Origin of the sequence: Devosia sp. CN2-171 (assembly GCF_049354815.1) — a bacterium.
Lineage (GTDB): Bacteria > Pseudomonadota > Alphaproteobacteria > Rhizobiales > Devosiaceae > Devosia_A.
The window spans coordinates 68,135-93,292 of the sequence record NZ_CP186479.1 but is presented as its reverse complement, the minus strand read 5'-3'; the positions used below and the strand labels follow the sequence as shown (position 1 = coordinate 93,292).

Sequence of the window (25,158 nt, the reverse complement as noted above, 5' to 3'; positions counted from 1 at the left end):
ATCAGGCGCCGAGCGCGGTTCTGATCTTGGCCGAGGCCTTGCCGAAGTCGATGCGGCCCGGGAAGTCGGCCTTGAGCGAGGCGACCACCTTGCCCATGTCCTTGCCGTCCTTGGCCCCGACCTTGGCAATCGCATCGATGATGGCGGCTTCGATCTCGGCCTCGCTCAGCCCCTGGGGCAGGAACTCGTTGAGAATCGCGATCTCCTCGCGCTCGACCACCGCAAGATCCTCGCGCCCGGCCTTCTCGTAGATACCAAGCGATTCCTCGCGCTGCTTCACCATCTTCTGTAAGAGCGCGAGCACGTCCTGGTCGCTCAGGGGCTCCTTGCCCTGCCCGCGCGCATCGATGTCCTTGTCCTTGATCGCGGCATTAATGGCCCTGAGCGTCGCCGTGCGCCGCTTGTCGCCCGCCTTGAGCGCGGTCTTGTAACCTTCGGTGATCGCTTCACGCATTTGCCAGTCTCCGGCCCTGCTTGGTTTGTCTTTGCCGCACCCCATATAGCGCAATAAAGCCGGTGCGCCACTTGCGCTCCGCTCGGGCCCCTTCTAAGGAGAGCCCTCAACCGACACCGACCAGAACCTTTGGAGCCCCGCCATGACCGGCTGGCAGCAAAAGCCCGCGACCGCCCTCCTGCTGCTCGACGACGGGACCCGCCTCGAAGGCCACGGCATCGGCGCGGTCGGCCACGCGGCCGGTGAGGTCTGCTTCAACACGGCGATGACCGGCTACCAGGAGATCCTCACCGATCCCTCCTACGCCGGCCAGATCGTCACCTTCACCTTCCCCCATATCGGCAATGTCGGCACCAATGACGAGGATATCGAGACGGTCAACATGGCCGCGCTCTCCGGCGTCCGCGGCTGCGTCCTCCGCGCCGACATCACCAACCCGTCCAACTACCGCGCCGCCGAAAAGCTCGACGTCTGGCTGAAGAAGCGCAACATCATCGGCATCGCCGGCATCGATACCCGCGCGCTCACTGCCCGCATCCGCGAGAAGGGCATGCCAAACGGCATCATCGGCCACTCGCCAGATGGCTATTTCCACGAGCCCTCGATGCTCGCCGAGCTCAAGGCCTTCCCAGGCCTCGAGGGCCTCGACCTCGCCAAGGAAGTCACTACTGCCCAGACCTACAAGTGGGACCAGACCTCCTGGAGCCGCACCGAGGGATACGGCAAAGTGGAGAACCCCGAGTTCCACGTCGTCGCCATCGACTACGGCGCCAAGCGCAACATCCTGCGCCAACTCGCCGACCAGGGTGCGAAGGTGACTGTCGTTCCCGCCACTGCCACCGCCAAGGACGTGCTGTCGCACAACCCCGACGCGATCTTCCTCTCGAACGGCCCCGGCGACCCGGCCGCGACCGGCAAGTACGCCGTCCCGACCATCAAGGCGCTGATGGACACCGGCAAGCCGATGTTCGGCATCTGCCTCGGCCACCAGCTCCTCGGCCTCGCCGTCGGCGGCAAGACCCAGAAGATGCATCAGGGCCATCACGGCGCCAACCATCCGGTCAAGGACCTCACCACCGGCAAGGTCGAGATCACCTCGATGAACCACGGCTTCGCCGTCGACACCGAGAGCCTGCCCGCGACGGTCAAGCAGACCCACATCTCGCTCTTTGACGGCTCCAATGCCGGCCTCGAAGTCGAAGGCAAGCCGATCTTTTCGGTGCAATACCACCCCGAAGCCAGCCCCGGCCCCCACGACAGCCACTACCTGTTCACCCGGTTCCTGAACCTCGTGCGCGCCCAGAAGGGCGTCGCCTTGCAGCCCGAGCAGGTCAAGGCCGGCGAGTAATCGGCGTCCCGGCCTACCCCGGGGTAGGTACATCTCCGAGTGTCGCGCTCCCGGTCAGTAGTTCTCCGGGGGCCACACGCAATATACCAACTGTTAACAATCCATCCATGCGCGGGCTCTGGTGCCGCGAGGCGCGTGGAGTGATTGATGGCCCGCAAGAACGAGCTCAGTTCAAAGGACCCGACCGCGGACCTCGCCGAAAATGCTGCGAGGCGGGCCACCGCAAGGGCGGAATACATGGCCGTTCTCGACCAGCGCGGCAACGCACTGCTCTCGGTCAACGAGAAGGGCGGCCCGCGCTCCCGGCCCTACCTGACGCTCGACGCCAGGCTAAGTAACGATGAAGCAGAGTACGAGCGGATCAAGACCGCGCTTCGCCGCCCTATCGCGATGATACAGGTGCGCCCGCTGCTGCTGGTTATCACCGGCATCGTGCTGGCGTTGCTCGAGGCGCCGGCCAACAAGTTTCTGTTCGACGTGGCACTCCAGAGCAGCGGCTTCGTCTCCTACGCGGCCTCTGCCGGCACCACGGCTTTCCTGCTGATCCTCGCGCATTTTGCGGGGTCGAGCCTGCGGCAAAGCTGGTCCGAGATGCGTCGCAAAGTTCTTCTTTGGAATGTCGCCACCTTCTTGCTCTGCACGATCGTGGCGCTGGCGATCGTCGCAGTGCTGACCGTAGCGCGGGCGACATTTGCCAACGAATCCGGCTCCATCGGCGACCTCCTCGGCAACGTGCGCGGCCATATCGAGAACCTGGGTCCGCTGGGCGCCCTGGTCAGTGCCCTCTCCGACCCGTCGGCGCTGGTTCTCGCCTGCATCAACATCGGCGGCATCGTCACCACCTTCATGCTCGCCTTCTTCTCCCACGATCCCGACCGCGACTTCGATCACGTGCACCGCGCCGTGGCAGCGGGCGAGAAGAAGCTTGCGATGATCCATGCTGCCTATCTCAGGGAGCGCAGCAAGATCATTGCCGATCATTCGCCGCACCTGATCGGCTACTCGGCGAACTACAACTCCGCAAACTCTCGAGTCATCGAGCTGAAAACCCTGCTTGGCCGGCCACTCGATGATGACGATCGCTTCGTTCTCACCGATCTCGACCAGTTGGCCGAAGATGCGGATGCCGCCGACGACATCGCCAGCCGAGGGGTCCGGCCTGACGCCGATTCAACAGTCCACGACATGCGTGACTACCGGCGGCCAGCCGCGAACGAAGCCTCTTGATGCCCGGGCGTCTTGGCTGTCTCTCGGTAGCGATGTTCTTGATCTGCGCAGTGCTGGCGACCGGGCCGACCAAGGCCTCGGAAAACGAAAAGTACTGCCTCGAGCATGGCGACAACATCGTCGTCTATATCGATCGTACCACGGCCTACGACGAGATCGACAAGCAGGCCCTGATCGATGGCGTCAGCCGTGTGTTCGAGTCCCTCGCCGGCGGCGAACGGTTTGTCATGCGGACCATCACCGATGCCTCCGTGCGCAGCGCTACCCTGGTCCGTAGCTGCGTTCCGATATGCACGAGCAACGGCTTCCTCGAGGATCTCTTCAGCCCCACCTGCACCGAAGGGGTCATGCTCAACGACCGCAAGCATCTGCGAAGCGAGATCGTTGCCCAGATGCAGGAATTGCTGGAGAACTTCGTCGAGCAGCCCTACTCAGATATCGTCGGAACAATCGCCCAAACGGCTCCGTCCGAGATGCGGCCCTCAGGGGCCAACCGCTTCTATCTTTTCACCGACCTGATCGAGAACTCCCCTAACATCCCGGGCAAGGACTTCTTCTCGATCAAGAACAGCAAGCTCATCACCAAGGTTACCGAACAGCGGCTGCTGCCGTCCCTGACGGGTGCCGACGTCAGGGTCTTCGGCGTTGGCCGGAGCGGCAAGCCCGATCGGCCTCCGCTCGATCCCCAGCTCCTCAAGAAGCTGACGGAGTTCTGGGAAGCGTATTTCGACGCAGCCGGCGCCCACCTGATCATTCAGCAGTCGCTCGGCGCGATCAACTGAACCAGTGAAAAGGGCCGCCCCATCGGGACGGCCCCTCCTCTAGCCATGGCTGGCCGAATTACTGCGCGGCCGGCAGGGTTGCCGCCCAGGCATCGAATTCCGCCTGGTCGAGCTGGCCGTCCTTGCTTGTGTCCGCCGCGTCGAAGGCCTCCTGGGTCAGGTCAGGCCACACCACTTGCGCCTCAGCAAGGCTGACCCCCGCGCTCGTGTCGGTATCGACCGAGGCGAAGGTGACGGCTGCGGCCTGGGCGAATGCCGCCGTGGAGAGGCCGATGGCTGCAACGGTGATGAGAAGCTTCTTCATGGAGTTTAGTCCTTCCATGTGAGGGTGTGCGACATCGGTGGCCCGATGACGGTGGCGGCTTCAATGCCGTTCACGAGGACCAGACTAGGGAAGAATGTGCCCGCAAACCGACCGGAAGACGGCCCGCACGCGCCCATTTCCTGATCATTTCTTGGGCGTTGAGAACAAGGATTGAACAGGGAACCGACCCGCCCGCAGCGGCGTTCAGCCTCGTTTTGACTAGCGCCAGTGCCGAATGAGCGGACCGTCCGCACCGCCGACCGGATCGGTCTTGGGCACTGGTACGCGCGCAATATTGTGGTCAGCATGCGGGCGCTCGCCGGGCTGCCCGCGCAGCAGGTCCCAGTCCTGCCCGAGCGGGTAGCAGCCGACGACCAGGAAATCGCTGCTCGAATCGAGCCGCCGATGCGCCACCCCGGCAGGAATGATGATCACATCGCCCGGCTCGACATCGAATTCGCGCCCCTCCGGGCCACCCAGCATCAGCCGGGCCGAGCCGAGCACGACACCCAGCGTCTCATGCGCTGTCGAGTGATAGTGGTGGTAGGTGAAGATCGATGCCCGCCAGGCCGGCGGCCAGCCATTGGCAGCAAACAGCGCCTCCATCTGCTCCGGGCTGGCTGCGCCGCGGGGCAATGCTTCTTCGTAGAACAGCAGCGGCAGGCTGCTATTGGGAAACGTCCCGTCGTCGTAAAACCGCTCCGCCCGCAGGCGATCGATGTTTGCGACCATCTTCCTCCTCCGACCAGTTGCCCGGAGAAGTGGCCCGGCGCACTAAGCTAGAGCGTGCACTGCCCAACGTCTCCGGAGTCCATTCCTTTCTTCAGCGACGCCATGCGCTGCGCCGAGGTACCATGGGTGAAATTACGCTCCGACACCTGCCCGCGCGTGAGGGTATCGTCGCCGATGGCGTTCGCCGCGTTGATCGCCTCTTCGACATCGCCCTGCTCGAGATAGTTCTGCTGCTTGACATAGTTCGCCCACACGCCGGCGTAGCAGTCAGCCTGCAGCTCGACGCGCACGGAATAGGCGTTCTGCTCCTCCTGGCTCATCGTGGCGCGGGCCCGGTTGAACTCCGGCAGCACGCCGGTCTGGTCCTGCACGGCGTGGCCGATCTCATGCGCGATCACATAGGCCTGGGCAAAGTCGCCCGGCGCGCCGAACTGCCGGCGCAGCTGATCGTAGAAGCTGAGGTCGATGTAGACCTTCTTGTCGTTCGGGCAATAGAACGGCCCCGAGGCCGATTGCGCCACGCCGCAGGCCGACTGCGTCGCGTCGGTGAACAGCACCACCTTCGGCGGCACGTAGGACAGGTTGTTCTGCTGGAACACCTCGGTCCAGAGGGTCTCCGTATCCTTGACCACCACGCCGACGAAATCCGCGAGCTCGTCCTGGCCGGCGCTCGACGGCGGCGGTGCGTATTGCTGGCTGGATGTCGTAGTCGTGCTGCCGCCACCCGTCAGCATATCCAGCGGGTTCATTCCCAGCAGCAGCATGATACCTACGACGACGACGATCCCGACCAGCCCGAGCCCGCCGCCAGCACGCCCCGTGGGGATGCGCATGCCGCCACCTGGCATGCCGAAGCCGCCGCGAGACCCACCAAGGCCACCGCCGCCCTGGCTGCGCCGGTCTTCGACATTCGAGCTACGCTCGCGCCCCTGCCACTTCATCTCAATGCTCTCCGACTGACGCTGACTTTCTTCTTATCATAAGGCGCGGCGTGGCAAACCGGTTCCTCTTTGCCGGCCTCTATTCGCTCGTTGACCAATTGGTCAAAACATCATCAGATGCCGCAACCCGTCATTGCACCGTCACGCTGGCGGGAGATCAGAAGGCCGCATCACATGCGGCAGACGGCAGTTGCGGCCGTCCCCAGGAGCGAGGTCAGGAAAAGTTGCAGACTTTTCCGGTTCGACCGCGCGGCAAATGAAACCCGGGAGCGGGGCGCTTCTTGCCGCGCCTCCCGCTTCCGCAGCAGAAAGCTCAGGGAGACTTCCAGTCATGAATTATCACAACGGCATTTCCCGCCGCGCCTTCCTTGCCGGTTCGGCGACGCTTGGCGCCGCCGTGGTCCTCCACCCGTTTGCCGTCCAGGCGGCCGCCGGTCAGGCCCATCTGCGCATCATGGAAACCACCGACCTGCACGTCGCGGTGTTCCCCTATGACTACTACGCCGATGCCCCCAACGACACGCTCGGCCTCGCCCGTACCGCCGCGATCATCGATTCGATCCGCGCCGAAGCCGGCAACTCGATCCTCGTCGACAACGGCGACGTCATCCAGGGCAACCCGATGGGCGATTACATCGCCTACGAAAAGGGCCTCACCAACGAGCCGCATCCGATCATCGCCGCCATGAACACGCTCGGCTACGAAGCCGGCACGCTCGGCAACCACGAGTTCAACTACGGCCTCGAGTTCCTCGATGCGGCCATCGCCGCTGCCAACTTCCCGATCGTCTCGGCCAACCTCGTCAAGGGCGAACTCGGCGCCGATCCGCTCAGCGACGCGAGCTACATCGCGCCCTACAAGATCGTCGAGAAAGAGATCACCGACGGCGCCGGCACCAAGAGCATCGTCAAGCTCGGCTTCATCGGCTTCCTGCCGCCCCAGATCATGACCTGGGACTCGAGCCACCTTGCCGGCAAGGTCAACACCCGCGACATCGTCGAGACAGCCAAGGCCTATGTGCCGAAAATCCGTGCGGAAGGCGCTGACCTCGTCATCGCTCTCTCCCATTCCGGCATCGCGGCCGACATCGGCATCGGCGAGAACGCCTCGCTGCAGCTCGCCGCAATCGACGGCATCGACGTCGTCTTCACCGGCCACCAGCACCTGGTTTTCCCGAACTCCAAGGACTTCGAGGGCGTCGAAGGTGCCGACCTCGAAAAGGGCACGCTCTCCGGCAAGCCCGCCGTCATGGCCGGCTTCTGGGGCTCGCATATGGGCCTCATCGACCTGCTGCTGGAAAAGTCCGACGACGGCAAGTGGTCGATCGTCTCCCACACTTCCGAGGCCCGCCCGATCTCGGAGCGCGTCGATGGCAAGGTGAAGCCGCTGGTTGAAAGCGTCGCCACCGTTCTCGCCGCCGCGCAGGACGATCACGACGAGACCCTCGCCTATGTCCGCCGCGCCGTGGGCGAGACCGCTGCCCCGCTCCACTCTTACTTCGCGCTCGTCGCCGACGATCCCAGCGTGCAGATCGTGAACATCGCCCAAAAGTGGTACATCGAGCAGATGCAGAAGGGCACCGCGTGGGACGGGCTGCCGATCCTCTCTGCTGCTGCCCCGTTCAAGGCCGGTGGCCGCGGCGGCCCGGACTACTACACCGACGTCCCTGTCGGCCCGGTCGCCATCAAAAACGTCGCCGATCTCTACCTATACCCCAACACCATCCAGGCCGTGGTCATCACCGGCCAGGACGTCCAGAACTGGCTCGATCGCTCGGCCGGCATCTTCAATCAGGTCGCCGCCGGCGCCGCTGACGCCCCGCTGATCAACCTCGATTTCCCGTCCTACAACTTCGACGTGATCGACGGCGTGACCTACAAGATCGACCTGACCAAGCCGTCGAAATACGGCCCCAAGGGCGAGGACCTCGGCATCACCGAGAGCCGCATCATCGACCTCCAGTTCGACGGCAAGCCGATCGACCCGGCGCAGAAGTTCGTCGTCGCCTCCAACAACTACCGGGCCGGCGGCGGTGGCAGCTTCCCCGGCCTCGGCCCCGACAAGATCGTCTTCAAGGGTCCCGACACCAACCGCGACATAATCGTGCGCTACATCGTCGAGCAGAAGACCATCCAGCCGGCCGCCGACAGCAACTGGTCGCTCGCCCCGATCGGCGCCACGGTAATCTTCGAGACCGGCCCGAAGGCTGCCGATCACCTCGCCGACGTCACCGCGGTCAAGATCGAGTCCACCGGCCACACCAACGAAGACGGCTTCGGCCAGTACCGTATCACTCTCTGAACCCCTGGAGCGGCAGCCCCGCGGCTGCCGCTCTTGACTTAATCCGTTGAGCGGATTTGGCTTCCGCCCCTTGGCCATACGTTTCTGTGCAGGGATTCGATGGGAGCCACCCCACAAATGGAAGTCCTCCTCAAGGAGGCCGATATCACGCTGAACGGGTCCCGCTCCTGGGACCCGCAGATTCACTCCGAAGAATTCTGGACTCGCCTCTACGGCCAAGCAACCCTTGGTCTGGGCGAGGCCTACATGGACGGCCTCTGGGACGTCGAGGACATGGCCGAGTTCTTCAACAAGGTGCTGTCCTCCCGCGTACCGGAAGGCCTCAGGCTGACGCCCAACCTGATCTGGCAGATCGTGCAGGCGCGCTTCCTCAACATGCAATCCATCCCGCGCTCACGGCGCGTCGCTGGCATGCATTACAGCGAGACCGAAGCCTACAAGGCCTCCCTCGACAAGCGGATGACGGGCTCATGCGGCTACTGGCCCGAAGGCGTCACCAATCTCGATGATGCCCAGGAAGCCAAGCTCGACCTGGTCTGCCGGAAGATCGGCGTACAGCCGGGCCAGCTCGTCTGGGACATCGGCTGCGGCTGGGGCGCCTTCATGGGCTTTGCCGCCGAGAAATACGGCGCCCACTGCGTCGGCGTTACCGTCTCGCCCGACCAGGCCGCCTATGGCCGCGAACGCTACCAGAACCTTCCGGTCGAGTTCCGCGTGCAGGACTATCGCCAGTTCGACGGCAAGGCCGACCATGTCGTCTCGATGGGCATGTTCGAGCATGTCGGCCACAAGAACTACCGCGCCTATTTCGAGAAGGCCCGGCAGGTCATCAAGGACGACGGCCTGTTCATGATGCACACGATCGGCAGCCAGTGGTCTACCGAGACCATCGAGGCCTGGCTGGAGAAATACATCTTCCCCGGCGGCGTCATCCCCTCGATCGCCCAGATCGGCAAGGCCATCGACGGCCTGTTCACCGTGATCGACCTGCACAACATCGGCCCGCACTACGACAAGACGCTCTGCGCCTGGTACGAGAATTTCGAGCGCAACTGGAAGAAGGACCGCACGCCCGAGGAAGAGCGCTTCTTCCGGCTGTGGAAATACTACCTCCTCTGCTGCGCCGGCGGCTTCCGCTCAAAAGTCCTTCAAGTCTGGCAGTTCGTGCTGTCCACGCGCGGCGTACCGGATGGGTATGTGACTCAGCGCTAGCGGCGGGACGAGCCGACACCTTGGGTGCGGGGGAGCCTCCGTCGAGCACTGAGCATTCTCGCGATGCGGCCTTGCAGCGCCACGATACCATCGGGCCATGAACGCCCGATTCTCATTGCTCGTCCTCTTCGCGTTGCTCGTCGGCGGCGCCGTCTATCTCTGGCTGCAGCCCTCAGAGCAGGTGCCCAACCCACCCTCGGTCGAGACCACCACGACGGCACCGCCTCCCGGCCCTATTTCAACGGCTTCCGAGCAGTTCCTCATCCTCGCCGCGAGCTGGGAACCGGCCTTCTGCGAAGGCGCACGCAACAAGCCGGAATGCGCCAGCATGGGCAAGACGCGCTTCGATGCCAGCCACTTCTCCCTCCACGGCCTCTGGCCTCGCGACGAGTACTGCAGCGTCCCCAGCACAATCGAAGAGCTCGACCGCAACAGTCGCTGGCAGCAACTGCCGCCGGCCAGCCTGCCCACCGAGCTGCAGAAGACCCTGAACCAGGTCATGCCCGGCACCCGATCGCAGCTCGAGCGCCACGAATGGATCAAGCACGGCACCTGCTACGGTACCGACGAGGCTTCGTACTGGGCCGCCGCCACCGCCCTCCTCGCCCAGCTCAACACCTCCCGGGTCCGCGACCTCTTCGCCGACAGCATCGGCAAGCCCCTGACCCAGGCAGAAATCCGCACCGCCTTCGACGATTCCTTCGGCTCCGGCGCCGGCCAGCGCGTCCGTATCGCCTGCGAGGACGACGGCGACCGCCGCATCATCTCGGAGATCACCGTCGGGCTCTATGGCGCCGTGGACGACAAGACCCGCATGTCCGACCTGATCCGCGCCGCCCGCCCGACCGATGGCGGCTGCGATGGCGGCATCGTCGATCCCGTTGGCCTGCAATAAGGAACTTGTTTACCGGCCGCGTTCAGCCGGCCTCAATCGCTGCCCGCTAGGCTCCCGCCACAATCCGCGGGGCCCGCTATGACCAATTCCCAGTTCGCACTCGACATTTCCGGCCTCCGGAAGAGCTTCGACCGCCCGGTCGTTGTCGATCTCGAGCTCAAAGTGCGCGCCGGCGAGTTCTACGCCCTGCTCGGCCCCAACGGCGCCGGCAAGACCACCATTCTCCGCATGGTCGCGGGCCTTCTCAAGCAGGATGCCGGCTCGATCTCGGTCCTCGGTATCGACACCGCCAAGGACCCGGTCGCCGCCAAGCAGATCGTCGCCTGGGTGTCCGACGAGCCCATGGTCTACGACCGCCTGACCCCGCTCGAATATCTCGAATTCGTCGCCGGCCTCTGGCGCATCGATGCCCGCGAAGCCGAGCGCCACTCCAACGAGCTGATCGACTGGCTCGGCCTCCGCCCGCACGCCAACGAGCGTTGCGGCGGCTTTTCGAAGGGCATGCTGCAGAAGGTCGCGCTCGCCGGCGCCCTCGTCCACGATCCGCGCCTCATCATCCTCGACGAGCCGCTCACCGGCCTCGACGCCGGCTCGGCCCGGCAGGTGAAGGACGTGCTGAAGCAGAAGGTCGCCTCCGGCGTCACTGTGATCATGACCACCCACATCCTCGAAGTCGCCGAGCGCATGGCCGAGCGGATCGGCGTCATCAACCACGGCCGCCTCGTCGCCGAAGGCACGCTTGCCGAACTCCGCACTCGCATCGGCCGCGAGACGACGCTGGAGGAAATCTTCCTCGATCTCGTCGCGCAGAAGGAAGCCGATCTCGCCACCGAGGCCGCCGCCTGATGAGCGCGCTGCCCGCCACCCTGCCCTGGTTCGCCGCCCACGAGTTCCGCCTCGCCTGGCGCGACTGGCTCGCCATGATGACCGCCGGCAGACGCGTCCGCGGCATCGTCCTCTTCGCCACCCTCGCGCTGTTCTACGTCGGCCTCCACCTCCTCACGAATGCGCTGATGGCGCCGTGGATCATCGCCGGCATCGCCCCCGACAAGTCCACGCTCGTCACCGTCACCGGCACCGGCTTCCTGTTCTGGACCGTGATGCTGAGCCAGGCCCTCGAGTCGATCACCCGCGCCTATTACTCACGCTCCGATCTCGACCTGATCCTCTCGTCCCCCGCCTCCTCGGCCAGCGTCTTCGCCGTCCGCACCAGCGCCACCGCTTTCGGCACGGTGCTCCTCGCCTGCCTGCTCGCGAGCCCGATCATCAATACGCTCGTCGCCCATGAAGGCCTGAAATGGCTCGCCGCCTACGGTGTCCTCGCCGGCCTCGGCGCACTCGCCGCCGCCCTCTCGGTGCTGGTCACTATCGGCCTCTTCCGGACCATCGGACCCGCGCGCACCCGCCTCGCCGCGCAGATCATCGCCGGCATTGTCGGCGCCGGCTTCGTCATCGGCATCCAGGCCGTCGCCATCCTCAGCTTCGGCAACATGGACCGCTACGCGGTGATGCAGTCGCCCGAGTTCGTCGCCGCTGCCCCGGCCGTTGACAGTCTCGTCTGGCTCCCCGCCAGCGCCGCCATGGGCGATCTCGGCGACATGCTGCTGGTGCTCTTGATCGGCTTCGGCGCCCTGGCGCTGGTCATCCGCTTCACCTCACGAGGCTTCGCTCAGCACGCCATCGCGGCTGCCGGTGTCTCCGCCACTCGTGTCCAGCAGACCGCCTCGACCCGCCCATTCCGCAGCGCCAGCCAGCGCCACGCCCTGCGCGTCAAGGAATGGAAGCTGCTTCGCCGCGACCCCTGGCTGCTGAGCCAGACGCTGATGCAGATCCTGTATCTGTTCCCCCCAGCGCTGTTCCTCTGGATCTCCTACGGCCAGAACGCCGGCACCTACGTCGTGGTGATCCCGGTGATCGTCATGGCCGCTGGCCAGCTTGCGGGCGGCCTCAGCTGGCTCGCCATCTCCGGCGAAGACGCGCACGATCTCGTCGTGACCGCGCCGATCCATCCGCGCGCCGTGCTCATCGCCAAGATCGAGGCGGTGACGATTTCGGTCGCCGTCATCTTCGCGCCGATCCTCCTCTGCGTCGCAATCGCTTCGCTTAGCCTCGCCTGGATCACCGCCGCCTTCGTCGCCATCTCCGCCGGCTCGGCCACCGCCATCCAGCTCTGGTTCCGCGTCCCCATGCGCCGCGCCATGTTCCGTCGCCGCCAGGTCGCCTCACGTATCGCGACGATCAGTGAAGCCCTGAGCTCGATCATGTGGGCCGGTGCAGCAGTGCTCGTCGCCGGCAACCAGTGGATCGCGATCCTGCCGGCCATTCTTGCGATCGTCGTGCTGGCAGTTGCCTACGCCATGAGTCCCAAGGGCAAGCGGGTCTAGTGCTCGCTGCCCGCCGGGGCGATCCACGCAACGACAAGCGCCAGCATGGAAACAAGCGCCCCCACTGGCCCAAGCCAGACGAGGCCGAGGTTCTCGAGCACCAGCCCGCCGACCACGGCAGATAGCGCGCCCCCAAGGTTCATCGCTGTAAGGTTCAGCGCTGCCGAGAGCTGAACCGACTTCGCCGAGAGCGCCGCGAGTCGATGCAACTGCGGCGGCATGAACCCCCAGGCAACCGCGCCATACACCGCCATGAGCACGAGGTAGGCCGGAGCCACCAAGGCTTCAGGCAACAGTGGCAACAGTGGTAGCGCGACCAGCAGCGCGATCATGATGCCTCCCAGAACGAGGCCCGTCTGCTTGCCGCCGTACCGATCGGCTAGCCTGCCGCCAATGTGGTTGCCAAAGATGGAGCCGCAGCCGAATGCCAGGAGAACAACAGGCATCCACGATTTGTCGAGGCCAAGGAGATTCGTCGTCACCGGCGCAAGGAAGTTGAAGAAAGTGAAGCTTCCCATCACTGCCAGGCCCGCCGCCAGCAGCACCAGCGGCACGCCAGGCACTTTCAGCACGCTCAGCCGCTCCCGCAGCGTCCGCGTGTCGCCATGGATATCGTCCGGCAGCCGCATCCACATCGTCGCCGCCGCGACAATCGCGATCATGCCCAGCCCGACATAGGCGACACGCCAGCCGAACGTATTGGCCACAAGTGCCGCCAGCGGTGCGCCGAGCGCCACAGCTATCGAGCCACCCATCACCACCGTGGAAATCGCGCTGCCGCGCTTACCCGGCGCCGCCAGCGCCACCGCCGTCGATTGCGCCGTGGAGGTGAACATCCCGGCGCCGACGGCGAGAAACGTCCGCGCCCCGAGCAACAGCAGATAGCCCGGCAGCAGCCCGAACAGCAGCGCCATCGCCCCGAACAGGAACTCCGCGCCGGCGACGACCGTCCGACGATCCACACGCCCGAATAGCGTCGCAAAGATCGGCGTGCCGATCCCATAAGCCAGCGAGTAGACGAAGATCAGCCAGCCCGCATCGGCAACGCTGATCCCGACTTCGGCCGCCACATCCGGCATGACGACGACAACGAGAGAACTCTCGACGCTACCGGCAAATGCCCCTAGCGCCAGCCACAGCAGTCTCGCGTCCATCGAAGTTCCCTCTCCCCCCGTACTAGGGAGAGGGTTCGGTCAGCCGGTCAAGCTCGCCTTTCAGCCAAGCCGCGGCCGCAACACGGGCCTGGGCCGCGTGGCGAAGAACACCGCCAGCGCCAGCAGCGGGAACACCGCCGCGATCAGCCCGAGCTCGTCGATCCCGACATGTTCGATGATCTGGCCGCCCACCACCGCCCCGAGCGCCGTGCCGAGATAGAGGAACGAGGCGTTGAGCGACAGCGCCAACGGCGCGGCATTCGGGGCCAGCGCCACGATCCGGCTCACCTGCGCCGGCGGGAAAATCCAGCCGGTAATGCCCCAGACGAACATGAAGGCGAAATACACCGGCCCAACCAGCGCCTGCGGCACCACTGCCGGAATCGCCGACAGCAGCGCGAGGAATACTGCGTTGGTTATCATCGCCAGTACCACCGTCCGGTTGGCGCCGAAGCGATCGGCCAATTGCCCGCCGATCGTGTTGCCGATTGCCGCACCAATGCCGTAGGCCAGCATCACGAAAGGCAACAGCCCGGCCGCCAGCCCCATCGATTGCGTCAGCGGTCCGAGATAGATGAAAGCAGCGAACGGTCCGGCCATGTAGAGCAGGATCGTCAGGAGGGCGGGCACGATGCCGGGGACGCTCAGCACCGCCAGCCGCTCGCCGAGGCTCCGCCGATCCCCCTTGATCCCTGACGGCAGCATGATCCAGATCGCCAGCGCGGTAACAAGGCCGACGGCAGCGATGGCGAAATACGTCCCGCGCCAGCCGGCAAACCCGCTGATGAAGGCCCCGATCGGCGCTCCGAACGCGACCGCCATGGTCGTACCGGCAACCACGATCGACACCGCCCGCGCACGCCGCTCGGCCGGCGCCAAGGTCACTGCCGCCGCCTGGGCGCTCGCTGCATAGAGCCCGGCACACGCCGCGATCACCAGCCGCGACAGCAGCAGCATCCAGTAGCCCTGCGACACCGCCGCGAGGAACGCGCCAACCGCGAACACCACAGCGGTCGCCGCCAGCAGCGCGCGCCGGTCGAACCGGCCGGTCGTCGCCGACAGCACCGGTGCACCCACCGCATAGGCCAGTGCATACGCAAACACGAGATACCCCGCGGTCGCGATCGGCACGCCAATATCGGCAGCGATCGCCGGCAGCAGCGTAGCGATGACGAAGCCCTCGACGCCGATGGCAAAGGTGCCAAGGGCGAGCCAAACCAACCGCAAATCCATCGCGGCGTCTCCTTAGTTCAATGGTTGTTGAACAAATGAACCTCGGGATGGGCCGCGTCAACCCCTTGTTCAACGTTCATTGAACTTGTGACCGAAATCGCTTAAATGTTGGGCATGCAAACCCAGTCTCCACTCCCCCATCCGGATGCGGACCAGATCACCCTGCCAGGAGTCCTCGCCGCCTTGGGCGACGATACGCGTCTGGCAATCGTCGCCTATCTGTCCCGCAGTGCGCCGCTGGGTATGACCTGTGGCCAGTTCAGCGATCTCGCGAGCAAAACCGCAATCAGCTACCACGTCTCCAAGCTCCGCGAAGCCGGCGTCGTCAATGTGGTGCCGGAAGGCACGCGCCGGCGCGTCACCCTGCGCCGTGCCGATCTCGACGCTCGCTTCCCCGGCTTCCTCGACTCGATCATTTCCAGTACCCGACATCTTCACATCGAAGGTCTCGAGGAACTGCTGGCTTGACCCGTCTTACCTATCGCGACGCCACCGCCGCCGACCTGGGTTTCATCGTCAGCTTGATCGTCGAAGACAGTGTCGTCCCGACCAATGATGAGCCCGACCGCCCCGATCACCCGCGCTATCTGGCCGCCCTCGAGGCCATCGAGCGCGATCCCAATCAGCGGATCGTGATTGCCGACTACGAGGGGCAGCCAGTCGGCACGGTGCAGCTCACCTTCATCCCCGGCATCAATCGCCTCGGCGAATGGCGTTGCCTCGTCGAGGCGGTGCACATCGTCCCCACGCACCGCAATCTCGGTCTTGGCGGCGAAATGATCGGCTGGGCCATCGAGCAGGCGAAGGCCCGCGGCTGCGGCCTCGTCCAGCTCACATCGAACAAGAAGCGAGTGGACGCCCACCGCTTCTACGAGCGGCTGGGCTTCAAGAAGAGCCACGAAGGCTTCAAGCTGTCTTTGAGCTAGCTCGCGGGACGGAGCACCACGGCCAGCGCGTCCGGGCGGGTACCCGCATCCGGCAGATCATGCGGGCCGAAGCCCTCGGCCGAGTTGACGTTGAGCATCACGCCGGTAGCCCGGAACCCGAGCACCTCCTCGAAGCCGCCGTTCTCGCCGCGAACCATCAGCGGCGCCGAGGGATCGAAGGTCTGGAGCATGGCGATCACTTCGCCGACGGTCAGCCCGCCGAGTTGCGGCGACTTCGGAGTGGCTTTCTTCTCGAGCAGGTCAAGCACAGTAGTCATCCAGGTGAAGTTCCCGGGAACAAGCATGTGACCGCTTTGGCCGGTGGCGCACCCCGCAAATGTGGGGGGCAGTCCTTCACCAGACGCAATACGGCTAGAGCGCTTTCAGGAAAAGTTGCAGACTTTTCCGGTTCGAAAGCGCGACAACTCAAAGACTTGAAGCATTTCGCCGTTTCGTCGAAAACGGTGAAGTGCTCTAGGAATACTGCAGCCGCGCGACCAGATGGCCGAGTTCGGACTGCTTCTTAATCCCGAGCTTGTCGTAGACGGTTTTCAGCGTCGAACGGGCCGTATGCTCGGAAATGCCGAGTTCCGCCGCCGCCGCCTTGGGTGGCATGCCCGTCCCCACCAGTGCGGCAAGCTTGGCCTCCGCCCCGGTCAGACCGAATAGTTGCAGCAGTTGTGCCGCGTCCCGCCGTTCGGTGCCGTGCAGGTCAGCGAGCAGCACCAGTGCCGCCTCCTTGCCGTGCTCACCATGCTCGAGCGGCGTCACGTGGGCGATCACGAAGCCACCAGCCGGACTCTGCATCAGCACCGGATTCGAGATCTTGGCGCCTGTCCGGGCCACGCTCGAGCGCAGCGCGCTGGCGAGCGCCTGCCGCTCCGCCGGCACGTTGCTGAGCAGTCTTTCGCCACCGATCGCGCCAGTCAGCCCCAGCAGGGCCCGCGCCCTTGCGTTGGCCTCGACCAGCGTCCCATCTTCCCGCACGACGGCGGCCGCACGCCCGGTATCGTCGATCAACCCGAGAAAAACCGAGGCGGCATCGGCCGAGGCCCGTGGCCCCACCACACGTGGCTCGCTCCAGATGGAATTCGCCCGCGTGGCATGGAGGCCGAACACATAGTCCTTCGGGCGCAGCGCCCGCATGTAGTCCGGCGCGTCATCCGTGATTTCCAGAGAGATCACCTCGGCTTCGATCAGATCGGCGATCGTCGAGTCCGCATACTTGACCAGCCCGGAACCGGTATGGCCGAGAAAATTGTCGACGCCTGGCAGATCGTACCTGACCTCCCCACCAGGGCGAACCGTGGCACGCAGCCAGTCGACGCCGCCGACACTCGCCACCCCGTGCAGCAGGCCCCCCTTGGTCCAGGTGCGCGCCGTGCCCTCCACTACGGCATCACAGTAGCGCTCGCGCATCACCTCGGCGCCCGGCATGTCCATGACGTTGCCCATCACAAACATGCCCTCGCCGATATCCGAACCCGGCATGCCCTCCACCGATACGCCGACGATGCCCCGCTGGTACGGCGCAATACCGCGACCGCTCGGTGCGGTGTAGATGCCGAGGATGCCGATGCTGCTCGGTGTCAGGACCAACCCTTCCGGGAGGAACGGCCTTGCCGCATCAAAGTCGATATGAAAGCCGGTCCAGATGACGTCGACGGCGATCTTGTGGAACGGCGGCTCGAGCGCGGCCGGGGCGCGCTCAGCGAGGGGCAGATTGGCCCCATGGAAAGCGCCCTTGACCCTATCCCCCAGCATCGGCGGCCCCAGCCGTATACCGCATCAGCATTTCAATAGGTTCGCACGCCATGTAATCGATCTCAACGAGCATAGGAACCGGTGGTCCAAGTATCAACCGATGTAACGTATTGGCCCCTACGGCTCGATGGCGCCCAGCCGCACCAGCACCTCGCCGGGAATGCCGTAAAGCCGGATGGCCTCACGATGATCCCGCATGCCGCAGGCCTCGCGCTGGACGAAATATTTCCACACCGCCCGCGCCGCCCCTTTGACCAGGATCAAGCGCTCGTCGGCCGATCCGCCATGTGCATTGAGAGCCGCCATCGCAGCCTCGACCTGCCGGCCGTAGTGGCCGAGCGAGGAGGCCTTCTCGCCCATGACCTCGGTTTCGATCGAGCCAAACCCGCTGGTCAAGCGTTGGCGAAGTTCGGCAATGTCGAGCGCGGTCAATGGCATGGCGACGAAGCTAGGCATCCTTTTGGGGCCTCGCAACCCCACCGGTTCTCAACTCGCTGCGAACCAGCTAGAAGCGCGGCCATGCCACACGCCCTCTCGCGCTCCGCCGCCACGCTCACCGGATTCGGCGCCGTACTGCTCTGGTCGCTGCTGGCGTTCCTGACGGCGGCCAGCGGTACGATGCCGGCCTTCCAGCTCACGGCCATTACCTTCGCCATCGGCGGCCTGTCGCTGCTCGCCATCCGTCCCGGTGCGATCAAGGCGATGCGGCAGCCCCTGCCCGTCTGGCTGCTCGGCGTCGGCGGCCTGTTCAGCTACCACTTCGCGTATTTCTTCGCGCTACGGAACGCGCCACCGGTCGAGGCCGGCCTCATCAACTATCTCTGGCCGGTGCTTATCGTCGTATTTTCCGCCCTGTTGCCGGGTGAAAAGCTGCGCTGGCAGCATCTGGCCGGCTGCGCTTTGGCTCTCGCCGGCGCGGTCCTCGTCGTCACGCGCGGCCAGGGGTTCAGCTTCGACCCGCAATACGCCATCGGCTACGGCGCGGCTCTCTTCGCCGCCCTCGCCTGGTCGAGCTATTCCGTGCTCTCACGCCGCTTCGCCCACATCCCCAGCGACGCCGTCGCCGGCTTCTGCCTCGCCACGGCAGCGCTCGCCGCCATCTGCCACCTGCTACTCGAAACCACGGTCTGGCCGGATAATCCGTGGCAATGGGCCGCCGTGATCGGCCTCGGCCTCGGCCCGGTGGGACTCGCCTTCTACGTCTGGGACATCGGCGTCAAGCACGGCGACATCCAGGTGCTCGGCGCCGCCTCCTACGCCACCCCGCTGCTCTCGACCATGATCCTCATCGCCGGCGGCTACGCTCAGTACAGCCACCTGCTGCTGGTCGCATGCCTCCTCATCACCGCCGGCGCCGTCCTCGCCGCCAAGGACATGTTGCTCCGCACCTCGCGCCGGGCCTGAGGGCCACTGTCACTCTGCCGGCGGAAGCACCGTCACATCCTTGATGCCGATCGCCGCCAACTGCGGCAGGATCGAGTCCGGGTCGCCGGCAATCACCACCACCGCGCGGTCGAGCGACGCCAGCGCCTCCGCCGATGCCTGCACCGCCGGCAGCTTGAGCGCCACAATCTCGTCGAGCTTGCCGTTCAGTTCCTCGGCCGTCATCCCCATGCTCGCCGCGCTCATAACCAGCCCGAACAATCCGCCCGAGGTCTCGACCGAACCGGCGGTTGCCGATGCAGTGGCCATTACCGTGCGCGTCAGCTCCGCCTCCGCCACCGGCGTCGTTGCGAGGCTGCCGAAACCGGCGATGATATCGGCGAGCGCCGGCCCCACCTTGTCGGCCTGCACGGCTGACGAAACCATCAGCATGCCGCCGGTCGGAACATTCGACCACAACGACGCCTCGACCCCGTACGAATAACCATGGGTCTCGCGCAGCACCCGGTTGAGCCGGCTGGTGAAATCACCACCCAGCAGCCGTGCCACTGCGATGGCCTCGATCATCCCCGGGTCGTTGAGCGCCGGTGCCGGCCGCGCCAGGTAAACGATCGCCTGGCTGCCGCCGACGCTTGGCGTCACATAGACCTTCAGCCCCTCTGCGAACACTGCCGGCGGATGCGGCACCGGCGTCACGCCGGCGCTGTCATTGCTCCAGCCGCCGAATGCCCGCTCCAGCTCCGGCTTGATCGCGTCCGGCCCGATCGCGCCGACGCTGTAGATCGTCATCGTCTTGGGCGTGAACAGCCTCAGATGCATCGCCTTGGCTTCGTCGATCCCAAGCGCCTGGACAATGGCCGACGTCGTCTCCAGCGCCGCCCGGCCCTCGGGGATCGGAAACGCCAGTTCCTCCAGCGCGTAGTAGCCGAGGCTCTGAGGATCCATCTTCCGATAGGCCAGCCCCTGCTGCACCTCGGCCCGCAGCGCGTCCCACTCCGCCGGTTCGAACCGCGGCCGCAGCACCGCGTCGGCCAGCAGATCGACACCGGCCGCAAGACCCTCGGGAGGCACGCCGAGTGCCACCGCCGTCTGCTCCATACCGGCCTCCCCCCAGACGTTGGCGCCGATGTCCTTGGTGGCCTTGCTGAACGCCTCGAAACCGCGCTCGCCGGCGCCCCGCGACATCATCATCGTCGTGAGTTCGATCAGCCCTTCCTTGCCCGGCTCGTCGCTGCCGGCCCCGCCGCTGACCGAAGCCGCGACGTAGATCCGCGGCGAGCCGGGCGACTGGTAGTGCACCAGCCGGATGCCGTTCGACAGTGTCGCCGTCTCGATGTCAGGCAGTTCCGCCCGTCCCGGCTCCCCGGCCGCCAGCACCGGCACGTCCACCACCGGCCGCGGCGCCGCAACAATCGGCGCCGCGGTGCCCGAACTGGCCTTCAGCACCGCCGGATAGTCACTCTGGCCGCCCGGCTGCACGGTCAACACGCTCAGCGCTTCCGGTGCCAGCAGCTCGCGCGCCGCCGCCTCCACATCCGCCACCGACAGCGCCATCAGCCTCGGATCATCGCCCAGGCCTGGCGAGTTCTCGCCATAAAGGTCGAAGCGCGTCGCCAGCGACCGGGCCCGATCCAGCATCGCCTCAGCGCTCAACTGCCGGCTCAGTCGCAACGACCGCCGCGCGCGCTCCACATCCCCGGCATCGAGTGCCGATGCCACAAACCCGGCCACCGACTTGCGCAGCCCCGCCTCCAGCGTTTCCGGCGCCACCCCGGGAGCTGCCGTCGCCGAGATCAGAAAGCGGCCGCCGAGTCGCCCCGAGTCCCAGCTGGCGACCGCATTGATGGCAAGGCCGGTATTCACTAGTTCGCGCCGCAGCACGCCGTATTCGTAGTTGCCTAGCAGGTCGCTCACCACCGTCAGGGCGACGCTGGCCGGGCTGTCGGCCGGCGGCCCCGCCGCAGCCAGCACCACCACTGGCGACGGAAGCCGGTCGGTGAAATCGAGCCGCAGCGCCACCGGCTTCGGCACCACCGCCTCCGGCACCGCCACATCGGCGCCGCGCGGCACCCGCCCGAACGTGTCGGCGATGAGGGCCTTCACCGCCTCGACGTCGAAGTCTCCGGCCAGCGACAGCACCGCATTGTTGGGCACATAGTAGGCATCGAAGAAGGCCTTCACATCTTCGAGCTTGGCCGCATCGAGATCGGCGATCGAGCCTATGACCGATTCCGCATATGGATGCGGTGCTGGGAACAGGGCCGCCCGCAGCGCCTCGACACCCGGCGCCCCGGCGCTGTCGAGCACACTCTGCCGCATCTCGTTCTTCACCACGTCGCGCTGCAGGTCGAGCTCGCGCTGGTCGACCTCACCGCCGAGATTGGCCATCCGGTCCGCCTCGACCGATAGCAGCGCCGGCAGCGTCGAGGCCAATGCGTCCTCGACGTAGATCGTCCGGTCTTCCTCGGTGAAAGCGTTGTTCTGGACGCCGAGCGCCGAATAGGTGTCGTCGATCCGCGGATACTTTGCCGTGCCGCTGAACATCAGGTGCTCGAACAGGTGCGCGAAGCCCGACCGGCCCGCCGGCTCGTTCATGCCGCCCACCCGGTAGATCAGCGCCAGGCCGACCTTGGGCACCTTGTTGTCCGGCGCCAGCAGCACCTCCAGCCCATTGTCGAGTTGATACTGCACCACCCGCGGCAGGTCGTCGCCAACAGCCGCCACCACACCGCCGAGCACAAAGCTCGCAGCCACGAGAACCGAACCAGCAAAGCGCATGCAATAAGCCCTGGCGATAAAACTGGCCATTCATGCCATTGCTGGCCGGCGCCGTCCAACCCACATTGCAGCGAGGGATGCAGCGCTCCGGGACCTGCACTATACTGGCGGCATCATGGCCAATGACACCGACATCAAGCCGCGCGCCAAGACCGTGCCCAAAGTGGCACGCCCGCCGCTGCACAAGGTCATCCTCGTCAACGACGACTTCACCCCGCGCGATTTCGTCGTGCGGGTGCTGAAAGCCGAGTTCCGCATCCCCGAGGACCAGGCGCACCGCATCATGATCACCGCCCACACCAAGGGCAGTTGCGTCGTCGCCGTGTTCACGAGGGAAATCGCCGAGACCAAAGCCAAGCGCGCCGTCGACATGGCCCGCGGCGAGGGCTTTCCGCTGCTCTTCACCACCGAACCCGAAGAATAGCCGGCGCGGGCCAGCAAAAAGGGGCCCGGCGCTTGGCCGGACCCCGTCAATCTGTGCCGCTCGACCTAGTTGTTGAACGTCGTATAGCCGAGCTTCATCGTCGTCCCAACGAAGCCGTTGACGCGGAACTGCGAGATCCGGCCCTGGTTCGTCTTCGCGCAGACATAGGTGCCCGGGGGCATGTCCTCGAGCGCCACGCGATCGGCCGAGAAGTCTGCCCCGACACAGCCCTCGTAGCCACGGTTCGAGCCGTCGCCCAGTGCCAGTCGCGCACTGCCCTGCGGTGTCAGGTACTTCTCATCGTTGGTCACGGCCTCATACCAGATATCGGTTCCCGAACCGCCGACGTTGCCGTTGTCGAGATTGGCACTCCACGTCTGCGGCAGGTCGATCGGCCCGGTCGAGAACGTGCCCGGATTGACGATTGGCGGCGGGGGCGGAGGCAGCGGCATCGGGTCCGCGCCGACATAGACGGTCAGCGACGACGCCTTGTTGTTGATCTGCGGCACCAGCGGCGCCGTATCGGTGCTTACCGTGCGGCAATAGCCGGTCAAGTTCGGCTCATCGCAGAGCCGTGCCTTCGCCCCGCCGAACAGCTCGACCGACGAGATCTTGTTGTTGAACGTGGCGTTGAGCGCGTTGCGGATGCCGATGCCGACGCACAGCTCCTCGCCGTCGAAATTGGTGCCCGTGTAGAAGCAGGCGCGCGGCTCGTCTTCCGGATCAGGTTCCGGCGCCGGTCCCGGTCCGGGCGGCGGGAACACCGGTCCATCGCCGCAATTGACCGCAAGGCTCGGACCGTCAGGCCCGACATTGAAGCCGAAGCTGCAGTCCGGATTGTCGCCCGAACCCTCCTCAACCTCCTCGTCCGGCTCGTCTTCTTCCACCGGCACGAGGAAAGCCGCACTCACCCAGCCATCCGGCCCGGAGTGCTCGATGAAACAGAAGTTGGACGGCGCGCATTCCTTGACCGTGACGACTTCCCCGGCCGTCAGCTGATCGACGACACCGAACGTCTTTGCCGGTCCCGTGCGCACGTTGACGGCCGACTTGGCAGCCGCCTCGACCGCCATGGCGCCGCCGGTACAGGCCAGCAACGCCGCGAGTGCCGCGGCTGGTACCGATAGCCTTGCAATGGACATTTCCCTCACCCTCTCCTCTGCAGGAGGTGCATCCCGCCCGCATACCGGAGGGAGCCAAGCACATCGGGCCTGAACAGGCCCTGAATACTGTTGTGAAGAAAGTTGTCCGGCGAACAACTCCCGGAACCGCCACCGTCGCGCTATCGTTCTGATCGAACAAGCCCGATTCCGGAGAGTCCGATGCCCCGCCTCAAGCTCCTCGTTAGCCTCGCGCTCGCCGCTGCCCTCGCGCTCCCCGCGACCTCGGCCCTGGCCGGCGAAGCCGAAACGACCCTGCTCGCCAAATATGCCGGCGAGTGGCGCGGCACCGGCAAAGTCTCCGGCCCTGATCCCGGCACCGTCGTCTGCCGCATCACCTTTAAGCCCGTATCGGGCAAGCTCAGCTACACCGGCCGCTGCACCTATAGCGGTCAGGGCACCGCCAGCTTCCGCGGCACCATGCTCTACAACGACGCGAAGAAGCGCTTCGAAGCCTCGTCCTCGGCTCAGGGCGTCTCCACCACCACCGTCGGCAAGCGCCAAGGCGGTGGCATCGTCTTCGCCGCCAACGGCATGGACACCCGCTACGGCACCGCCTCGTCGGTGATGACCCTCGCCGGCAGCGCCATCAAGATGAGCTTCAAGCTGGTCGACAAGGACGGCGAAACCACCGCCTCGAGCATCAGCTTCAAGAAAAGCTAGGCTTCCGCCTTGGCATAGCGCAGCTTCGCCCGCTCCTTCGCCCGCGCGATGAACACCTCGCGGTCGCGCTTCGGCGCGTCCGTCTCGAGTTCCTTCAGCAGACGCCTCACCACCTTCTCGATGTCGTCGACCGCCGCGGAAAACGCGGCCTCATTGGCCTTGGAGGGATGCGTGTAGCCCGAGATCTTCCGCACGAACTGCAGCGCCGCGTCATGCATCTCGTTTCTGGATGCCGGCGGCTCGAAGTTGAACAGCGGCTTGATGTTGCGGCACATGGCAGGCCTCGTCGTTGGAGTGCGGTTTCCTCCAACATCGGCTCCAGCCCAACCCCGATCAAGTCACAACCGCCGCATTTGACCACCTGAACGCTCCGCCTAGGTCGGCCTAGGCGCTACAATCCCCCCAGAATCACCCGAACAGGCCGAGCCGTGGAAACCGCCCTATACGAGCCAGTGAAACGCTTCCTCGAGGGCGCAGGTTACATCGTGAAGGGCGAAGTCGGTGGCTGTGATCTCGTCGGCATTACCGAGGGCGAACCACCGCTCGTGGTTGTCTGCGAACTGAAGCAGAACTTCAATCTCGAGCTGATCCTGCAGGCCGTAGATCGGCAGGCCCAGAGCGATGAAGTCTGGATTGCCGCTCGCGTCTCGCTCCGCGGCAAGGGCCGCGAGAGTGATCGCCGCTTCCGCGACCTCTGCCGCCGCCTCGGCTTCGGCATGCTCGGCGTCGGGGTGGCCGACACCGTCGAGATCATCGTCAGCCCGGTGTCCCCGCTACCCAGGAAGAACACCCGCAAGCGCATCCGTCTGGTCGAGGAACACCGCCGCCGCAGGGGCGACCCGACCGCCGGCGGCAGCACCCGCAAGCCGATCATGACCGCCTACCGGCAGCAGGCGCTTGCCTGCGCCGCGGCGCTGCAAGCCGGCCCGCTTCGCCCGCGCGACCTCAAGGCCACGACCCCGATCGCGGCGAAAATCCTGCTGCACAATGTCTATGGCTGGTTCGACCGCGTCGATCGCGGCGTCTATGCCCTGACCAGTGCCGGCAAGGAAGCGCTGGAGCGCTGGCCGGCCGGCACCTAACGGGTCGCGG

The 25,158-nt window shown here is 65.5% G+C and carries 26 protein-coding genes; 14 read left to right on the top strand and 12 right to left on the bottom strand.

Annotation, left to right across the window (positions count from 1 at the left end):
- Position 1 precedes the first annotated feature (1 nt).
- Positions 2-454 carry a GatB/YqeY domain-containing protein gene (locus ACOYW5_RS00490; RefSeq protein WP_423067311.1) on the bottom strand — a complete coding sequence of 151 codons (453 nt, stop codon included), beginning with the start codon at positions 452-454 and terminating at the stop codon, positions 2-4.
- Positions 455-596: 142 nt separating this feature from the next.
- Here ACOYW5_RS00490 and carA point away from each other — a divergent pair, with 142 nt between their 5' ends.
- From carA to ACOYW5_RS00475, 3 genes are all read left to right on the top strand, one after another.
- Positions 597-1,802 carry a glutamine-hydrolyzing carbamoyl-phosphate synthase small subunit gene (gene carA, locus ACOYW5_RS00485; RefSeq protein ID WP_423067310.1) on the top strand — a complete coding sequence of 402 codons (1,206 nt, stop codon included), beginning with the start codon at positions 597-599 and terminating at the stop codon, positions 1,800-1,802.
- A gap of 147 nt (positions 1,803-1,949) precedes the next feature.
- Positions 1,950-3,029: a hypothetical protein gene (locus ACOYW5_RS00480; protein WP_423067309.1), complete on the top strand. Its 1,080-nt coding sequence runs from the start codon at positions 1,950-1,952 to the stop codon at positions 3,027-3,029.
- Positions 3,029-3,811, top strand: coding sequence for a hypothetical protein (locus ACOYW5_RS00475; RefSeq protein WP_423067308.1), 783 nt, complete (start codon positions 3,029-3,031; stop codon positions 3,809-3,811). Before ACOYW5_RS00480 ends, ACOYW5_RS00475 begins: the two co-directional genes overlap by 1 nt.
- 58 nt (positions 3,812-3,869) lie before the next feature.
- Here the strand turns inward: ACOYW5_RS00475 and ACOYW5_RS00470 are convergent, their stop codons facing one another.
- The 3 genes from ACOYW5_RS00470 to ypfJ all read right to left on the bottom strand — a co-directional run bounded on the left by ACOYW5_RS00470 (position 3,870) and on the right by ypfJ (position 5,788).
- Entirely contained in the window at positions 3,870-4,115 is a 246-nt protein-coding gene (locus ACOYW5_RS00470) for a hypothetical protein (protein ID WP_423067307.1), read from the bottom strand.
- Positions 4,116-4,334: 219 nt separating this feature from the next.
- Positions 4,335-4,847, bottom strand: a complete 513-nt coding sequence (locus ACOYW5_RS00465; protein WP_423067306.1) for a cupin domain-containing protein — start codon at positions 4,845-4,847, stop codon at positions 4,335-4,337.
- Positions 4,848-4,894: 47 nt separating this feature from the next.
- Positions 4,895-5,788, bottom strand: a complete 894-nt coding sequence (gene ypfJ, locus ACOYW5_RS00460) for a KPN_02809 family neutral zinc metallopeptidase (protein ID WP_423067305.1) — start codon at positions 5,786-5,788, stop codon at positions 4,895-4,897.
- 331 nt (positions 5,789-6,119) lie between these two features.
- On the opposite strand from ypfJ, the gene ACOYW5_RS00455 reads away from it, so the two are divergent.
- The 5 genes from ACOYW5_RS00455 (at position 6,120) to ACOYW5_RS00435 (ending at position 12,581) form a co-directional block, all read left to right on the top strand.
- On the top strand, positions 6,120-8,090 hold the full coding sequence (locus tag ACOYW5_RS00455) for a bifunctional 2',3'-cyclic-nucleotide 2'-phosphodiesterase/3'-nucleotidase (RefSeq protein WP_423067304.1): 1,971 nt from the start codon (positions 6,120-6,122) through the stop codon (positions 8,088-8,090).
- 117 nt (positions 8,091-8,207) lie between these two features.
- Positions 8,208-9,302: a cyclopropane fatty acyl phospholipid synthase gene (gene cfa, locus ACOYW5_RS00450; RefSeq protein WP_423067303.1), complete on the top strand. Its 1,095-nt coding sequence runs from the start codon at positions 8,208-8,210 to the stop codon at positions 9,300-9,302.
- A gap of 97 nt (positions 9,303-9,399) precedes the next feature.
- Entirely contained in the window at positions 9,400-10,197 is a 798-nt protein-coding gene (locus ACOYW5_RS00445; RefSeq protein ID WP_423067302.1) for a ribonuclease T2 family protein, read from the top strand.
- A gap of 78 nt (positions 10,198-10,275) precedes the next feature.
- Positions 10,276-11,043, top strand: coding sequence for an ABC transporter ATP-binding protein (locus ACOYW5_RS00440; RefSeq protein WP_423067301.1), 768 nt, complete (start codon positions 10,276-10,278; stop codon positions 11,041-11,043).
- A complete protein-coding gene (locus ACOYW5_RS00435; RefSeq protein WP_423067300.1) occupies positions 11,043-12,581 on the top strand; it encodes a permease in 1,539 nt (512 codons plus the stop codon). The genes ACOYW5_RS00440 and ACOYW5_RS00435 overlap by 1 nt, the downstream gene beginning before the upstream one ends.
- Here ACOYW5_RS00435 and ACOYW5_RS00430 read toward each other — a convergent pair.
- Positions 12,578-13,735, bottom strand: a complete 1,158-nt coding sequence (locus tag ACOYW5_RS00430; RefSeq protein WP_423067299.1) for an MFS transporter — start codon at positions 13,733-13,735, stop codon at positions 12,578-12,580. The two genes, ACOYW5_RS00435 and ACOYW5_RS00430, sit on opposite strands and share 4 nt — an antisense overlap.
- A 60-nt stretch (positions 13,736-13,795) precedes the next feature.
- The gene (locus ACOYW5_RS00425) at positions 13,796-14,968 is read right to left on the bottom strand and encodes an MFS transporter (RefSeq protein WP_423067298.1); all 1,173 of its coding nucleotides are present in this window, start codon (positions 14,966-14,968) and stop codon (positions 13,796-13,798) included.
- A gap of 114 nt (positions 14,969-15,082) precedes the next feature.
- On the opposite strand from ACOYW5_RS00425, the gene ACOYW5_RS00420 reads away from it, so the two are divergent.
- Both ACOYW5_RS00420 and ACOYW5_RS00415 read left to right on the top strand, forming a co-directional pair.
- Positions 15,083-15,436: an ArsR/SmtB family transcription factor gene (locus tag ACOYW5_RS00420; protein ID WP_423067297.1), complete on the top strand. Its 354-nt coding sequence runs from the start codon at positions 15,083-15,085 to the stop codon at positions 15,434-15,436.
- Positions 15,433-15,894 carry a GNAT family N-acetyltransferase gene (locus ACOYW5_RS00415; RefSeq protein ID WP_423067296.1) on the top strand — a complete coding sequence of 154 codons (462 nt, stop codon included), beginning with the start codon at positions 15,433-15,435 and terminating at the stop codon, positions 15,892-15,894. The genes ACOYW5_RS00420 and ACOYW5_RS00415 overlap by 4 nt, the downstream gene beginning before the upstream one ends.
- Here ACOYW5_RS00415 and ACOYW5_RS00410 read toward each other — a convergent pair.
- The 3 genes from ACOYW5_RS00410 to ACOYW5_RS00400 form a co-directional block, all read right to left on the bottom strand.
- Positions 15,891-16,172, bottom strand: a complete 282-nt coding sequence (locus ACOYW5_RS00410; RefSeq protein ID WP_423067295.1) for a hypothetical protein — start codon at positions 16,170-16,172, stop codon at positions 15,891-15,893. The two genes, ACOYW5_RS00415 and ACOYW5_RS00410, sit on opposite strands and share 4 nt — an antisense overlap.
- Positions 16,173-16,368: 196 nt before the next feature.
- A complete protein-coding gene (locus ACOYW5_RS00405; protein WP_423067294.1) occupies positions 16,369-17,658 on the bottom strand; it encodes a helix-turn-helix transcriptional regulator in 1,290 nt (429 codons plus the stop codon).
- Positions 17,659-17,775: 117 nt separating this feature from the next.
- Entirely contained in the window at positions 17,776-18,114 is a 339-nt protein-coding gene (locus tag ACOYW5_RS00400; protein ID WP_423067293.1) for a DUF6665 family protein, read from the bottom strand.
- 63 nt (positions 18,115-18,177) lie between these two features.
- Here ACOYW5_RS00400 and ACOYW5_RS00395 point away from each other — a divergent pair, with 63 nt between their 5' ends.
- On the top strand, positions 18,178-19,062 hold the full coding sequence (locus ACOYW5_RS00395) for a DMT family transporter (RefSeq protein WP_423067292.1): 885 nt from the start codon (positions 18,178-18,180) through the stop codon (positions 19,060-19,062).
- A gap of 9 nt (positions 19,063-19,071) precedes the next feature.
- Here ACOYW5_RS00395 and ACOYW5_RS00390 read toward each other — a convergent pair whose 3' ends face one another.
- The gene (locus tag ACOYW5_RS00390; protein ID WP_423067291.1) at positions 19,072-21,849 is read right to left on the bottom strand and encodes a M16 family metallopeptidase; all 2,778 of its coding nucleotides are present in this window, start codon (positions 21,847-21,849) and stop codon (positions 19,072-19,074) included.
- 85 nt (positions 21,850-21,934) lie between these two features.
- On the opposite strand from ACOYW5_RS00390, the gene clpS reads away from it, so the two are divergent.
- The gene (clpS, locus tag ACOYW5_RS00385) at positions 21,935-22,243 is read left to right on the top strand and encodes an ATP-dependent Clp protease adapter ClpS (protein WP_423067290.1); all 309 of its coding nucleotides are present in this window, start codon (positions 21,935-21,937) and stop codon (positions 22,241-22,243) included.
- A gap of 65 nt (positions 22,244-22,308) precedes the next feature.
- Here the strand turns inward: clpS and ACOYW5_RS00380 are convergent, their stop codons facing one another.
- A complete protein-coding gene (locus tag ACOYW5_RS00380; RefSeq protein ID WP_423067289.1) occupies positions 22,309-23,385 on the bottom strand; it encodes an SH3 domain-containing protein in 1,077 nt (358 codons plus the stop codon).
- A 180-nt stretch (positions 23,386-23,565) separates the two neighbouring features.
- On the opposite strand from ACOYW5_RS00380, the gene ACOYW5_RS00375 reads away from it, so the two are divergent.
- On the top strand, positions 23,566-24,066 hold the full coding sequence (locus tag ACOYW5_RS00375; protein WP_423067288.1) for a hypothetical protein: 501 nt from the start codon (positions 23,566-23,568) through the stop codon (positions 24,064-24,066).
- Here ACOYW5_RS00375 and ACOYW5_RS00370 read toward each other — a convergent pair.
- Positions 24,063-24,341 carry a DUF2277 domain-containing protein gene (locus ACOYW5_RS00370; RefSeq protein WP_423067287.1) on the bottom strand — a complete coding sequence of 93 codons (279 nt, stop codon included), beginning with the start codon at positions 24,339-24,341 and terminating at the stop codon, positions 24,063-24,065. The genes ACOYW5_RS00375 and ACOYW5_RS00370 overlap by 4 nt on opposite strands.
- A 153-nt stretch (positions 24,342-24,494) precedes the next feature.
- Here ACOYW5_RS00370 and ACOYW5_RS00365 point away from each other — a divergent pair, with 153 nt between their 5' ends.
- Entirely contained in the window at positions 24,495-25,148 is a 654-nt protein-coding gene (locus tag ACOYW5_RS00365; protein ID WP_423067286.1) for a DUF2161 domain-containing phosphodiesterase, read from the top strand.
- Positions 25,149-25,158: the final 10 nt, after the last annotated feature.

Excerpts from the sequence above, each read along its gene's own strand:
- ACOYW5_RS00455 (WP_423067304.1), top strand. The coding sequence starts at position 6,120 with ATGAATTATCACAACGGCATTTCCCGCCGCGCCTTCCTTGCCGGTTCG.
- ACOYW5_RS00400 (WP_423067293.1), bottom strand. The coding sequence starts at position 18,114 with ATGCCTAGCTTCGTCGCCATGCCATTGACCGCGCTCGACATTGCCGAA.
- ACOYW5_RS00410 (WP_423067295.1), bottom strand. The coding sequence starts at position 16,172 with ATGACTACTGTGCTTGACCTGCTCGAGAAGAAAGCCACTCCGAAGTCG.
- ACOYW5_RS00420 (WP_423067297.1), top strand. The coding sequence starts at position 15,083 with ATGCAAACCCAGTCTCCACTCCCCCATCCGGATGCGGACCAGATCACC.
- ACOYW5_RS00470 (WP_423067307.1), bottom strand. The coding sequence starts at position 4,115 with ATGAAGAAGCTTCTCATCACCGTTGCAGCCATCGGCCTCTCCACGGCG.
- ACOYW5_RS00465 (WP_423067306.1), bottom strand. The coding sequence starts at position 4,847 with ATGGTCGCAAACATCGATCGCCTGCGGGCGGAGCGGTTTTACGACGAC.
- ACOYW5_RS00440 (WP_423067301.1), top strand. The coding sequence starts at position 10,276 with ATGACCAATTCCCAGTTCGCACTCGACATTTCCGGCCTCCGGAAGAGC.
- clpS (WP_423067290.1), top strand. The coding sequence starts at position 21,935 with ATGGCCAATGACACCGACATCAAGCCGCGCGCCAAGACCGTGCCCAAA.
- ACOYW5_RS00405 (WP_423067294.1), bottom strand. The coding sequence starts at position 17,658 with ATGCTGGGGGATAGGGTCAAGGGCGCTTTCCATGGGGCCAATCTGCCC.
- ypfJ (WP_423067305.1), bottom strand. The coding sequence starts at position 5,788 with ATGAAGTGGCAGGGGCGCGAGCGTAGCTCGAATGTCGAAGACCGGCGC.
- ACOYW5_RS00425 (WP_423067298.1), bottom strand. The coding sequence starts at position 14,968 with ATGGATTTGCGGTTGGTTTGGCTCGCCCTTGGCACCTTTGCCATCGGC.
- ACOYW5_RS00395 (WP_423067292.1), top strand. The coding sequence starts at position 18,178 with ATGCCACACGCCCTCTCGCGCTCCGCCGCCACGCTCACCGGATTCGGC.
- ACOYW5_RS00370 (WP_423067287.1), bottom strand. The coding sequence starts at position 24,341 with ATGTGCCGCAACATCAAGCCGCTGTTCAACTTCGAGCCGCCGGCATCC.
- carA (WP_423067310.1), top strand. The coding sequence starts at position 597 with ATGACCGGCTGGCAGCAAAAGCCCGCGACCGCCCTCCTGCTGCTCGAC.
- ACOYW5_RS00490 (WP_423067311.1), bottom strand. The coding sequence starts at position 454 with ATGCGTGAAGCGATCACCGAAGGTTACAAGACCGCGCTCAAGGCGGGC.
- ACOYW5_RS00475 (WP_423067308.1), top strand. The coding sequence starts at position 3,029 with ATGCCCGGGCGTCTTGGCTGTCTCTCGGTAGCGATGTTCTTGATCTGC.
- ACOYW5_RS00435 (WP_423067300.1), top strand. The coding sequence starts at position 11,043 with ATGAGCGCGCTGCCCGCCACCCTGCCCTGGTTCGCCGCCCACGAGTTC.
- ACOYW5_RS00380 (WP_423067289.1), bottom strand. The coding sequence starts at position 23,385 with ATGTCCATTGCAAGGCTATCGGTACCAGCCGCGGCACTCGCGGCGTTG.
- ACOYW5_RS00445 (WP_423067302.1), top strand. The coding sequence starts at position 9,400 with ATGAACGCCCGATTCTCATTGCTCGTCCTCTTCGCGTTGCTCGTCGGC.
- ACOYW5_RS00390 (WP_423067291.1), bottom strand. The coding sequence starts at position 21,849 with ATGGCCAGTTTTATCGCCAGGGCTTATTGCATGCGCTTTGCTGGTTCG.
- cfa (WP_423067303.1), top strand. The coding sequence starts at position 8,208 with ATGGAAGTCCTCCTCAAGGAGGCCGATATCACGCTGAACGGGTCCCGC.
- ACOYW5_RS00375 (WP_423067288.1), top strand. The coding sequence starts at position 23,566 with ATGCCCCGCCTCAAGCTCCTCGTTAGCCTCGCGCTCGCCGCTGCCCTC.
- ACOYW5_RS00430 (WP_423067299.1), bottom strand. The coding sequence starts at position 13,735 with ATGGACGCGAGACTGCTGTGGCTGGCGCTAGGGGCATTTGCCGGTAGC.
- ACOYW5_RS00480 (WP_423067309.1), top strand. The coding sequence starts at position 1,950 with ATGGCCCGCAAGAACGAGCTCAGTTCAAAGGACCCGACCGCGGACCTC.